Genomic DNA, 12,411 nt, shown 5'->3' with positions numbered 1-12,411 from the left:
GGGGGGGGGGGGGGCGGGGGGGGGCGCCCCCCCCCCCCCCCCCCCCACCCCCGCTTCGCGACCAGCTTCCCTGCCGTTCCGTACCGTTTCCTCGCAGCTTTCCTTCCGCCGGCTTCGCGCCGCCGTTCCGCATTAATCGCTTCCTACACTGCACCACCGGCACGCTGCCCGTCGTCGCGTCACTTCCCTGCCCATCCGCGCCGCCACTCGACGCTCGCCTGATCCCGATCAATGGCGGCGAAAACCCTTCCTTGAAATTAACTAACTCATCAATTAGCGTCGATTTCATGAACGCGAAATCCACCATCGCCAGGCCGCGCGGGCGCCGCCCGTCGGTGGGCGATTTCGACCTGCGCGACCACATGCTCGACGTCGCGATGCAGTTGTTCGCCGAGCGCGGCATCGCCGCAACGACGGTCGCGCAGATCGCCGCCGCCGCCGGCGTCACGTCGGCGATGGTCCACTACTACTTCACGAACCGCGAACAATTGCTCGACGCGATCGTCGAGGAACGGATCGCGCAGGCCATCGCGTTCGTGTGGCGGCCGACCGAGCCGCAGATCGAAAGCGATTCGGTCGCGCTCGTCGCCGAACTCGTCGACCGCTTCTTCGACGTCACGCGCCGCATGCCGTGGCTGCCGTCGATCTGGCTGCGCGAGATCATCCACGAAGGCGGGCTGCTGCGCGAGCGGATGGTCCGGCGCATTCCGCTCGAGCATGTCGGGCGTTTCGCCGAACGCATCCGCGGCGCACAGCAGGCCGGCACGCTGAACCCCGCGCTCGAACCCGCGTTCCTGTTCCATTCGATCATCGCGCTCGTGATGCTGCCGCTCGCGACCGCGAAGCTGTGGCAAAGCGCGCGCGGCCTGCCGCCGATCGATCGCGACGTGCTGCACCGGCACGTCCGCGCGCTGCTCGGTTCCGGCCTGCAACCGCCGACCGCCGCGCCGCGCGCCCGCTCGCCGCGGAGGCCTTCATGAACGCGGCCCGCGCGCTGCCGCTCGCGCTGGCCGCCGCCGTCGCGCTGCTCGCCGGGTGCGGGCGGTCGACCGGTAACGGGACGACCTACCAGGGCTATGTCGAAGGCGAATTCGTGTACCTGTCGTCGTCGCAGTCGGGCACGCTGACGCAGTTGTCGGTCGCACGCGGTCAGGCCGTCGCTGCCGGCACGCCGGCGTTCTCGCTCGAAGCCGTCAGCGAAACGGCCGCGCTGCTGCAGGCGCAGCATCAGCTCGCGGCCGCCCGCGCGCAGCTTGCCGACCTGCAGACCGGCAAGCGTCCGCCGGAAGTCGCGGTCACGCAGGCGCAGCTCGCGCAGGCCAGCGCACAGGCCGCGCGCGCCGCCGCGCAACGCGCGCGCGACGAACGCCAGTACGCGGCCGGCGGCTTGTCGAAGCAGCAGCTCGACGATTCGCGCACGTCCGCGCAGACCACCGCCGCGCAGATGCGCGAACTGCAGAAACAGGTCGACGTCGCGCGCCTGCCGGGTCGCGCGCAACAGGTCGCCGCCCAGGCCGCGCAGGTCGACGCCGCGCAGGCCGCGGTGGCCGAGGCGCAATGGAAGCTCGACCAGAAACGCGTCGCCGCGCCGGCGACCGGGCGCGTGTACGACACGCTGTACCGCGTCGGCGAATGGGTACAGGCCGGCAATCCGGTCGTGCAGATGCTGCCGCCGCAAAACCTGAAGGTGCGCTTCTTCGTGCCGGAAGCCACCATTGCGTCGCTCGCACCGGGGCGCGCGGTCTCGATCCATTGCGACGGCTGTGCGGCCGACGTGCCCGCGCGCATCACCTACGTGTCGAGCGAGGCCGAATACACGCCGCCCGTGATCTACAGCAACGAGAGCCGGACCAAGCTCGTGTTCATGATCGAGGCGCGCCCCGCCGTCGCCGACGCAGCGAAGCTGCATCCGGGCCAGCCCGTCGCCGTGAGCGTGCAATGAACGCGCCTTCCGCACCGTACGCGATCGACGTCGACCGGTTGAACAAGCGGTTCGGCGACAAGCACGTCGTGAAGGACGTGTCGCTGCGCGTCGCGCGCGGCGAGATCTTCGGCTTTCTCGGGCCGAACGGCAGCGGCAAGACGACGTCGATCCGCATGATGTGCGGGCTGCTCACACCCGACTCGGGCAGCGGTACCTGCCTCGGTTACGACATCGTGCGCGACAGCGCGCAGATCAAGCGGCGCGTCGGCTACATGACGCAGCGCTTCTCGTACTGGGAAGACCTGTCGATCCGCGAGAACCTCGACTTCGTCGCACGCGTGTACGGGATGCGCGACCGCAAGGCGGCCGTCGCGCGCGCGCTCGACGGGCTCGGCCTCGCCAGCCGCGCCGACCAGCTCACGGGCGCGCTGTCGGGCGGCTGGAAGCAGCGCCTCGCGCTGGCCGCGTGCATGCTGCACGAACCCGAGCTGCTGCTGCTCGACGAGCCGACCGCCGGCGTCGACCCGGCCGCGCGCCGCGACTTCTGGGAGGAACTGCACCGGCTCGCCGCGCAGGGCATCTCGGTGCTCGTCAGCACGCACTACATGGACGAAGCCGAGCGCTGCCACAAGCTCGCATACATCGCGTACGGCGAACTGCTCGCGCAGGGTACGTCGGCGGAGATCGTCGCATCGCAGCACCTGTCGACCCGCACGATCACCGGCGCTCGCCTGAGCGAACTGTCCGCGCGGCTGCGCGCGATGCCGGGCGTCGACCAGACGGTCGTGTTCGGCTCGGCGCTGCATGTGAGCGGCCGCGATCGCGCGCGGCTCGACGCGACGCTCGACGAGGTCGCCCGCGACACGTCGCTGCAGGTCGCGCCGATCGACACCGGGCTCGAGGATGTCTTCATCTTCATGATGGGCGGCGCGGCCGCGCCGCCCGACGGGGTGTCGTCATGAACGCGTGGGCAAGCCTGCGCGAATCGTTCTCGGTCGCGCGCTGGTGGAGCATCGTGCTGAAGGAATTCCTGCAGCTGCGCCGCGACCGCGTGACGTTCGCGATGATCGTCGGCGTGCCGATCATCCAGCTCGCGCTGTTCGGCTTCGCGATCAACACCGATCCGAAGCACCTGCCGACCGCCGTGATCGTCGCGGATGCGAGCCCGTTCACGCGCAGCTTCATCGCCGCGATGCGCAATTCCGCGTACTTCGACATCGTCGAGACGCTGCCCGACGAAGCGGCCGGCCGCCATGCGCTCGCACGCGGCGACGTGCAGTTCGTGCTGAGCGTGCCGGCCGACTTCTCGCGGCGGCTGCTGCGCGGCGAGCGTCCGTCGCTGCTCGTCGAAGCGGACGCGACCGATCCCGTCGCCACGGCGTCGGCGATCGGCGCGCTGCCGGGGCTCGTGCAGCCCGTCGCGGACAAGGACCTGACGGGCCCGCTTGCGCGCCTGAACGGCCGCCCGGCCGCGTTCGACGTCGTGCTGCACCGGCTGTACAACCCGGAAGGCATCACGCAGTACAACGTCGTGCCGGGCCTGATGGGCGTGATCCTCACGATGACGATGGTGATGATGACGGGCCTCGCGATCACGCGCGAACGCGAGCGCGGCACGATGGAGAACCTGCTCGCGACGCCCGTGCGGCCGCTCGAGGTGATGACCGGCAAGATCGTCCCGTACGTGCTGATCGGGTTGATCCAGGTGTCGATCATCGTCGCCGCGTCGCGGTTCGTGTTCGACGTGCCGTTCGTCGGCGGCGTGTTCGCGCTCTACCTGTCGGCGCTGCTGTTCATCGCCGCGAACCTGACGGTCGGCATCACGCTGTCGTCGCTCGCGCAGAACCAGTTGCAGGCGATGCAGCTCGCGGTGTTCTACTTCCTGCCGAACATCCTGCTGTCGGGCTTCATGTTCCCGTTCGCCGGGATGCCGAAGTGGGCGCAGTTCATCGGCAACCTGCTGCCGCTCACCTACTTCAACCGCCTCGCGCGCGGCATCCTGCTCAAAGGCAACGGCTGGGCCGACCTGTGGCCGTCCGTTTGGCCGGTCGCGCTGTTCACCGTCGTCGTGATGGGCGTCGCGCTGCGTTTCTACCGGCGCACGCTCGATTAGGCGGCACGCGATGAAACCGGCCTCACCTCGCGCCTCCCATGCCGCCCGCGGCTGCGCATTCGCCGCCGCCGCACTGCTCGTCGCCGGCTGCGCGGTCGGGCCGGATTTCCGCACACCGGATGCGCCGGCCACGCAGCAATACACGCGGGGCGAGCCGCCCGCGACCACGGCCGGCGCGAGCGGCCCGGCCGGCGACGCGCAGACTTTCTCGTCGGCCACGCACACGCCGCGGCGCTGGTGGACGCAGTTCGGCTCCGCACCGTTGAACCGGCTCGTCGACACCGCGTGGCAGAACAGCCCGACGCTCGCCGAGGCCCGGGCGCGGCTTGACGAAGCGCGACAGAACCATGCAGCCGAAGCCGGTGCGACGATGCTGCCGCGCGTCGACGCGAACCTGTCCGCCACGCGCGAGCAGGTCGACACCACCGCGTTCGGGCTGCCGGCCAACCTGCCGAGCCCGGGGCCGTTCACGCTGTATGACGCGTCGGTAAGCGTGTCGTACGTGCTCGACGTATTCGGCGGCAACCGGCGCGCGCTCGAAGCGCTGCGCGCGCAGGTCGACTATCAGGCGTACATGCTCGACGCCGCGCGGCTGACGCTCGCGGGTAATGTCGTCGCCACCGCGATCCTGCGCGCGTCGCTCGCGCAACAGGTCGCGCTCACGCGGGCGCTCGTCGACGCGCAAGCGCGGCAGTTGCGTATCGTCGAAGCGCGCCATGCAGCGGGCGGCGTATCGCTGGCCGACGTGCATGCGCAACGCGCGCTGCTCGCGCAGACGCAGGCGTCGCTGCCGCCGCTCTCGGCCCGCCTCGCGCAGGCCGGCCACCGGCTCGCGATCCTGCTCGGCGCGCCGCCGTCCGACGCCGAGCTGCCGGACCTCTCGCTCGATGCACTCGCGCTGCCGCGCACGCTGCCCGTCACGTTACCGTCGACGCTCGCGCGCGAACGGCCCGACATCCGTGCGGCGGAAGCCGTGCTGCACCAGGCGAGCGCGAACGTCGGCGTCGCCACCGCGAACCTGTACCCGCGTTTTTCGATTTCGGCGGGGATCGGTTCGGAACGCACGCGCATCGCGGATATCGTCAGCGGGCTCAACGTGTGGAATGTCGGTCTCGGTCTCACGCAGCCGCTCTTTCACGGCGGCGAGCTGCGCGCGAAGAAACGCGCGGCTGAAGCGGCGTATGACGCCGCGTTCGCGAGCTATCGGGAAACCGTGCTGCAGGCGCTGCAACAGGTGGCCGACGCGATGCGCGCGGTCGAACAGGATGCGGCCGAACTGCAGGCGAGAGATATCGCCGCGCGGGAAGCGGCGGCCAGCAATACGATTGCCGGCGACCGTTACGCGGCGGGCGGAATCAGCACGTTCGACCTGCTCGACGCGCAACGGCAGGCGTTACAGACATCGCTCGACCGCACCCGCGCGCAGGCCGACCGGCTTGCCGATACGGCGGCGCTGTTTCAGGCGCTGGCGGGGCGCTGGACGGATTAGGCTGCGCAGTGATCAGTGGTCCGGCGATGGTACCGATTGAACACTGCGCCATGCACTGCATGAGCGGTGCGCCGGTCAGGCTCGACGGTTGTCGCCGCCCGCTTCCATTCGACACCCGCTAATGACGGAACCTGCACTGCGCGCAATGCGTGCCGCCCATAAAAAAACCGGCCAGAATGAAGGCCGGTTTTTCATACCGCATGCCGTAAGCGGCGCTCGCGCGCCGCGCGACATCAGAAGCGGTGGATCATGCCAACGCCGACGCCGATCTGGTTCTGCTTCGAACCTGCGCCCACGCCGTCACCGATCGACGTGGTCGCCGAGATGATCGCGTTGCCCTTGCCGTTCAGCGTGTTGCCGCTCGCGTGCTGCCAAGCTTCAACTGCGTACAGGCCCGTGCGCTTCGACAGGCTGTAGTACTGCGACAGCGTGACCTGGTGGTACTTGGCCGCGCTCGAGATACCGTTCGACTGCGTTGCCGCCGTGTACGAGTAGCCTGCCGCGAAGTCCCACTGAGCGGCTGCCTTCCAGTGCAGCACGGCGCCAGCCGTGTTGAAGATGGCCGTGTTGCGGAACGACGAACCGACGCCCGGCGTGTACTGGACGTTCGAGTACGATGCCGAAATGTCCCATGCCGGCGTGAACTGGTAGCCCGCCGTCACGGCGATACGCTGCTGCGATTGCGCGGTCGCGTAGCCGTTGTTGATCGACGAGACTGCCGGCTGGTTGCCGTCGCCCGATGCCGTCAGGCCGTTCTGGACCGTCGAGTTCGCGCCCCACACGCCGCCACCCAGCGTCGCGTTGTTGACCTTCTGGTAGCCGACTGCGATGCCTGCCGGGCCGTTCAGGTACTGGATCGCCGCGCTCCACGTCGAGCCGCGGTTCGTCGCGCCTGCGACGCCGCCGAACGAGTACGAACCGCCGACCGTGAAGCCGTAGAACTTCGGCGACATGTAGACGAGCGAGTTGTTCGCGCGGTAGCTGGTATCCAGCGAGTCGATATCGCCCGGGTGCGCGCCGTAGTAGCCGGTCAGCCAGGTCGTCGGGCTGTACGGCGACAGCAGCGTGTAGTACGCGGTGTACTGGCGGCCGGCCGTCAGCGTACCGTACGTGGCGTTGGTCATACCGACCCATGCCTGACGCGTGAAGATGCCGTTGGTCCACTGCGACGAGCCGTTAGCCGTGTTGACGCCGGCTTCCAACTGGAAAATCGCCTTCGTGCCGCCGCCGAGATCTTCGCTGCCCTTCAGGCCGAAGCGGCTGCCTGCCCACACGCCGGTGGACATCTGAACCTTCGAGTGACCACCCGTGGTCGCACCGACTGCCGACGAGTTGTTCTGCCAAGCGATACCGTTGTCGACGATACCGTACAGGGTCACGCTGCTCTGGGCGTGGGCGGCGGTAGCGGCTGCAAGGCCCACTGCCGTCATGGCGAAAGCGACGCGCTTTTTCATTGATTCTCCGTCCTCAAAGAATGATTTCTTTTCTGGTGTGGTTTTATGACTGACACATGTGCGAGTACATGCCGACGCGATTCTGACGGATTACCAATTGTTTCCCAATACGTGCAGTCGGTCATCGTATGATCGACGCAACGCACGGGTTCACCAAGCGGTTACATAACACCTTGAAACGCTTGTGCGGCGGGCCTTCCCGGCATTTCCCGGTGAAAACCCTAGCTTTACATTTTTACGGGTGCAACGCGACCGTCCAATGTCGTCAGACGCCTTCGGCAAAAATCATCTTACAAATGCGCGATCGCAGCTGACACCGCGATTCACGCCGCCGCGCAGGATCGCTGACATTCATGACACCCATGTTTCGTGAAACGAAATCATGAAAACGTTTCAGTGCGTGTGGGGGAAATCGGACAGGGACGGCCCGGCGAATGCGGGCCGAGGAGGATGCCGGCGCGACGCGCCGGCGATAGTCAGCGCGATGCCGGGCCGGCGAGCCGCGCGGTCACTGCATCGGCGAGCACGGCCATGCGCGCGCGGATCGCCGTGTTCGAACCGACCAGCGCGAGCGAGGACGCCATGATCCGGTAGATGCGCTTTCTCGGCACCTTGGCCGGCTTCGCCGGATCGAGCCACGCATCGTGGCCGGCCAGCAGTTCGAGCGTTTCGAGGCCGATCATGATCGGCCACAGGCACGCGAGCCGCAGTCGCACGAAGCGGCGCGGGATCGCGAGCGTATACAGGCACGCGTCGCGATACTGGTCGAGCGTCACGCGCAACAGGTCGACCAGCACGCCGCGCGCGCGCGCCGACGCACCGGGTTGCATCAGGTCGACCATGGCCAGCCCATGCGCGCCCAGCACGTCATCCGGCAGATAGCAGCGGCCGATGCGCAAGTCCTTCGCGCAGTCGCGCAGGATGTTGGTCATCTGCAGCGCCTTGCCGAAACGGATACCCTTCTCGCGCATGTCCGGCAGATCCCAGCCGCGCGCGGCGCGCGTGTGCGCGCCGGTCATGTCGGTCCAGAATTCGCCGACGCAGCCGGCGACGAGGTACGTGTAGCGGTCGAGTTCGTCGCGCGTCGGCAGCGACGCGACCTGCCCCGACTGCTCGTCGGGGAACGTGCGCAAATCGAATTCCATCCCCGACGTGAGCGTCGCGACGACCTTGCGGATCGACGCGCGATCGGCGTCCGGCTGTGTGCGCAGCAGCGCGAGCATCGGCGCCATCGAGCCGAGCAGCACATGCTCGTGCGAATCGGTCTGCATCCGCGTCACGTCCTCGAGCGAACGCGACAGCGCCACGCCGTCGCCGAGCCGCTCGATCTCGTCGCGCAAGTCGGTCAGCAGCGCCGCGCGGCGATCGGGCGCGACGAGCGCGGTGTCGGCGATCGTGTCGGCCGCGCGCGCGAGCAGGTACGCAAGGCCGACGGGGTCGCGCATGCCGTCGGGCAGCACGCGCAGCGTCAGGTAGAAGGAGCGGGAAACGTTCTTCAGCAGGTCGCCGAGCAGGAAGGCGGAATCGGTTCGAGTCGTCATGGGTCGGGAAAAATCGGCCGGCGCGGGCCCCGGTCGCACACGGGCGCCGGACGCCCGCGCCGGCCCGCGAGTCGCCGCATCGTCGCGCCGGACGGGCGTCGGCCCCGGTGCAGCGATGCAAAATTCCCGCAAGTTTAGTGCATCCGGCGCGCGGCCTGCCTGCGGCGGCCGGATTGCGGCACGCGCCTGGTCATCGCCAGCGGTCCGGCCACGGGTATCGCGCCCTAAAAAACAACAACAGAAAGGTATAAGTAATACATATGTAATTATTCGATGCGACGATCGCGCACCGTTCGATTCCAGCCGCACGGCACGACAGCCGCGCCGCCGGAGCGAGCGCCCTTTTCCGACTCCCGTTTCGAAGGTTCATCGACATGCTCTTCAAGCGCCCGACCTCCCTGCGCTACGTCCCTCTCGCCTGTGCCGCCGCGTTTCTGCTCGCCGCGTGCGGCGGCGACGACGATGTGGCGTCCGATCCCACGCAGCCGATTTCCGCGAAGGTCCAGGTGGTCGGCCATCGCGGCGCGAGCGCGCTGCGCCCCGAACACACGCTGGCGTCGTACCGCAAGGCGATCGAGGATGGCGCGGACGTGATCGAGCCCGATCTCGTGTCGACGAGCGACGGCGTGCTGGTCGCGCGCCACGAGAACGAAATCTCGGGCACGACGAACGTGTCCGTGCTGCCGCAGTTCGCGAGCCGCAAGGCGACCAAGACGATCGATGGCGCGCAGCTGACCGGCTGGTTCACCGAGGATTTCACGCTGGCCGAGTTGAAGACGCTGCGTGCTCGCGAGCGCATTCCGCAGATCCGCCCCGCGAACACCGCGTACAACGACCAGTTCGAGATCCCGACGTTCGACGAGATCGTCGCGCTCGCGAAGCAGATGTCCGCGCAGACCGGCCGCACGATCCACCTGTACCCGGAAACCAAGCATCCGACCTACTTCCAGTCGATCAACCTGCCGCTCGAGGATCGCCTCGTCGACGCGCTGCTGAAGGATACGTACACGTCGCGCACGGCGACCGTCTACATCCAGTCGTTCGAGGTCGCGAACCTGAAGACGATCCGCAACCGGATCAAGTCGAGCCAGCCGAACTGGAAGCTCGTACAGTTGATGGACGACGCCGGCCAGCGCCCGTACGACTTCGTGAAGGCGAACGACAAGCGCACTTACGGCGACCTGTCGACGCGCGACGGCATGCGCGAGATCGCGACCTATGCGAACGGCGTCGGCCCGTACAAGACCTCGATCATTGCGGTTGCCGCGGACGGCACGCTGCAGCAGCCGACGCCGTACGTGCGCTATGCACACGAGGCCGGCCTTGTCGTGCATCCGTACACGTTCCGCCCGGAGAACAACTTCCTGCCCGCATCGCTGAAGGACGGCGGCACGCCGGCCACGCGCAACACGGCCGGCTCGGTGCGCGAGATCCAGGCATACCTGCGCGCGGGCATCGACGGCTTCTTCACCGACGATCCTGCCGTCGGCCGCACGGCCGTCGATACGTTCAAGCGCTGACATGCGCGAACCGGGCGCTGGGCGCGACGCGCGCGTTGCGCCCGGTTGCAACGGCTCGGTCAGATCACGTTGAAGTGGTGCGTACCGTCCCGCTTCAGCTGATCGACCAGCCCGTATTCCCAGTCGAGATACGCCTGCATCGCGGCCGCCGCGTTGTCGGTGCCTTCGTACGGGCGCCGGTAGCGATCGACACGCGCTGACGCGAGATGCGTCTCGCCGCTTTCGAGCGGCAGCCCGGCATCGATCCACGCGGCCGTGCCGCCGGTCAGGACCGAGATGCCGGCCGACGCTGGCAGCAGCACACGCGCATCGTCCGCCGCAAACCGCGCCAGCAGGCTCGATCCGCAGGTGAACACATAGCGCTTCGCCGGCGGGATCGCCGCGAGCGCGTCGCGCAACTGCGCGCGCACGGCGAACCACGCGCCCGGAATATGGCGCTTCACGTAATTCGCGCTGGCCGTCACGTCGACGATCGCGAGTTCGCCGGGCGCAGCCTCCTTCAGCCAGCCCGCGAGCGTCGCGGGCGACACGTCGGTCGCGGGCGGCGGCACCGGCACGTCGCGCGGCGGTTGGCCGCGCTCGCCGGACGCAGCCTCGCCGGCCGGGTCCACGACGCGCACGTCCCAGCCCATCTGCGCGAGCCATGAGGCGGTCATGTCCGCGCGCACGCCGTCGTCGTCCGCGAGTACGATCCGTGCGCCGCGCACGGCCGCGTGATGATCGGTTTCCTGCACGAGCTGGCCACCCGGCGTGCTCAGAAAGCCCGGCAGATGGCCGGCTTCGTATTCCTCCGGCGTGCGTACGTCGAAGCGGTACAGCGTGCGGCCCGGCTCGTCGAGCGCGGCGACGTCGGCCAGCGCGATGCGCGGCACGCCGGCGCGTTCGGCCACCGCGCGTGCGGCCTGACGCGCGTCCGCGCGCTGCGTCGCGTCGATCTCGTCCGGAAAACGGCGTGCGGCGCCGCGCTCGAGCGTCTGACCCGCGAGCGTCCAGCCGATCGTGCCGTTGCGCAGTGCCGCGACCGGATTCGGCAGTCCCGCGTTGACGAGCGACTGCGTGCCGATGATGCTGCGCGTGCGGCCCGCGCAGTTGACGACTACCTGCGTTTTCGGATCCGGCGCGAGCGCGCGCACGCGCAGCACGAGCTCCGCGCCCGGCACGCTCGTCGAGGTCGGGATGTTCATCGTCTGGTATTCGTCGAACCGGCGCGCGTCGACGATCACGACATCGGCCTTCGCATCGATCAGCGCCTGCACCTCCTGCGCGGACAGCGACGGCGTATGGCGCTCGGCCTCGACCCATTCGCCGAACGACTTGCTCGGCACGTTCACGTCGATGAACAGTTCGCCGCCCGCGGCCTGCCAGCCGACGAGACCGCCGTCGAGCAACCGCACGTCGGTGTAGCCGAGCTGCGCGAGCTTCTCGGCCGCGCGCGGCGCGAGATCCTCGCCGAGCGCTTCGCCGAACACGACGATCGGCGTGTCGCGGCGCGGAATGCGCGTCCACGCGTCGAGTTCGAGCTTCGACAGCGGAAAGTTGGCGGCCCACAGCGGATGGCCCTGTGCGTACGGATCTTCCTCGCGTACGTCGATCAGCGCGAGCTCGTCGCGGGCGAGCAGGCGTGCGCGTACGTCCTGGTACGACGCAGCGGGAAAACGGGAAAGGGAATCGGCGGATTGCGTCACGATGTCTCGGTGTTGAATACGTTGAAGTCGGTGAAGAAAGCGAAACGGATCGATCTTGAGCCTGCCGGCGCGCACCCGCAACGGGCCACGCCGACGGGCGTTGCGTCAGGCATTCGAATAGCCTGACACGAAAGGCTTCACGGTGCCGTCGTCCAGGAACACCGCGCGCTCGACCTTGCCGATGTTCGCGCCGTACACGTGGATGCTGATCGACACCTGGTCGGCAAACGCGTTGGTCACGCGATGGACGTCGCCGATGCGCGGCGACACGGCCTCGACCTCGCCCGGCGCCAGCCGCACGGCGTCGCCCGCCGCCACCGGCTTGCCCGCGGCGTCGAACCGGTACGGCTGCGAGAACTCGCCGCCGCGCAACATCCCGATCAGCCCCCACACCGTGTGGTTGTGGATCGGCGTCGTCTGGCCGGGCCCCCACACGAAGCTGACGACCGAGAACCGCTCGTCCGGGTCGAGATGCAGCAGGTATTGCCGATAGCGCTCGGGATCGGGCTGCGCGAACGCGTCGGGCAACCAGTCGTCGTGTTCGACGAGGGCGGCGAGCAGCGCGCCGCCCTCGTCGAGAATGCGCGCCTCATTCGCACCGGATGCGAGCAGCGCGCCCAGACCGTCGACGAACGGACGCAGCGGCGTCTGCTGCAACGAAAGCGTACTCATCGGCTGTCTCCTC

10 protein-coding genes are annotated in these 12,411 nt (G+C 68.4%); 6 read left to right on the top strand and 4 right to left on the bottom strand.

The features are described 5' to 3' along the window. Window positions 1-287 precede the first annotated feature (287 nt). The 5 genes from U5809_RS28080 to U5809_RS28060 are packed head-to-tail and all read left to right on the top strand — an operon-like array spanning window position 288 to window position 5,526. The gene (locus tag U5809_RS28080) at window positions 288-980 is read left to right on the top strand and encodes a TetR/AcrR family transcriptional regulator (protein WP_322088931.1); all 693 of its coding nucleotides are present in this window, start codon (window positions 288-290) and stop codon (window positions 978-980) included. Continuing rightward, entirely contained in the window at window positions 977-1,942 is a 966-nt protein-coding gene (locus U5809_RS28075; RefSeq protein WP_322088930.1) for an HlyD family secretion protein, read from the top strand. Before U5809_RS28080 ends, U5809_RS28075 begins: the two co-directional genes overlap by 4 nt. Then, window positions 1,939-2,886: an ABC transporter ATP-binding protein gene (locus U5809_RS28070; RefSeq protein ID WP_322088929.1), complete on the top strand. Its 948-nt coding sequence runs from the start codon at window positions 1,939-1,941 to the stop codon at window positions 2,884-2,886. Before U5809_RS28075 ends, U5809_RS28070 begins: the two co-directional genes overlap by 4 nt. Next, the gene (locus tag U5809_RS28065; RefSeq protein ID WP_322088928.1) at window positions 2,883-4,037 is read left to right on the top strand and encodes an ABC transporter permease; all 1,155 of its coding nucleotides are present in this window, start codon (window positions 2,883-2,885) and stop codon (window positions 4,035-4,037) included. The genes U5809_RS28070 and U5809_RS28065 overlap by 4 nt, the downstream gene beginning before the upstream one ends. Before the next feature lie 10 nt (window positions 4,038-4,047). Beyond that, entirely contained in the window at window positions 4,048-5,526 is a 1,479-nt protein-coding gene (locus tag U5809_RS28060) for an efflux transporter outer membrane subunit (RefSeq protein ID WP_322088927.1), read from the top strand. A 233-nt stretch (window positions 5,527-5,759) separates the two neighbouring features. On the opposite strand, the gene U5809_RS28055 is transcribed toward U5809_RS28060, so the two are convergent. Together U5809_RS28055 and U5809_RS28050 are read right to left on the bottom strand one after the other, a co-directional pair. Next, complete coding sequence (locus U5809_RS28055) at window positions 5,760-6,980, bottom strand: porin (RefSeq protein ID WP_322088926.1); 1,221 nt, start codon at window positions 6,978-6,980, stop codon at window positions 5,760-5,762. A 476-nt stretch (window positions 6,981-7,456) separates the two neighbouring features. Beyond that, window positions 7,457-8,521: a phytoene/squalene synthase family protein gene (locus U5809_RS28050; RefSeq protein WP_322088925.1), complete on the bottom strand. Its 1,065-nt coding sequence runs from the start codon at window positions 8,519-8,521 to the stop codon at window positions 7,457-7,459. A 374-nt stretch (window positions 8,522-8,895) separates the two neighbouring features. Here U5809_RS28050 and U5809_RS28045 point away from each other — a divergent pair, with 374 nt between their 5' ends. Then, window positions 8,896-10,041 carry a glycerophosphodiester phosphodiesterase gene (locus U5809_RS28045; RefSeq protein ID WP_322088924.1) on the top strand — a complete coding sequence of 382 codons (1,146 nt, stop codon included), beginning with the start codon at window positions 8,896-8,898 and terminating at the stop codon, window positions 10,039-10,041. A gap of 59 nt (window positions 10,042-10,100) precedes the next feature. Here U5809_RS28045 and U5809_RS28040 read toward each other — a convergent pair whose 3' ends face one another. Together U5809_RS28040 and U5809_RS28035 are read right to left on the bottom strand one after the other, a co-directional pair. Then, window positions 10,101-11,726 (bottom strand): rhodanese-related sulfurtransferase, encoded by a 1,626-nt coding sequence (locus U5809_RS28040; protein ID WP_322088923.1) that lies wholly within the window; start codon window positions 11,724-11,726, stop codon window positions 10,101-10,103. Window positions 11,727-11,831: 105 nt separating this feature from the next. Continuing rightward, window positions 11,832-12,398, bottom strand: a complete 567-nt coding sequence (locus U5809_RS28035) for a cysteine dioxygenase (RefSeq protein ID WP_059240701.1) — start codon at window positions 12,396-12,398, stop codon at window positions 11,832-11,834. Window positions 12,399-12,411 lie beyond the last annotated feature (13 nt).

Origin of the sequence: Burkholderia sp. BCC1999, assembly GCF_905339975.1 — a bacterium.
GTDB lineage: Bacteria > Pseudomonadota > Gammaproteobacteria > Burkholderiales > Burkholderiaceae > Burkholderia.
This window is presented reverse-complemented; position numbering and strand designations above follow the sequence as displayed.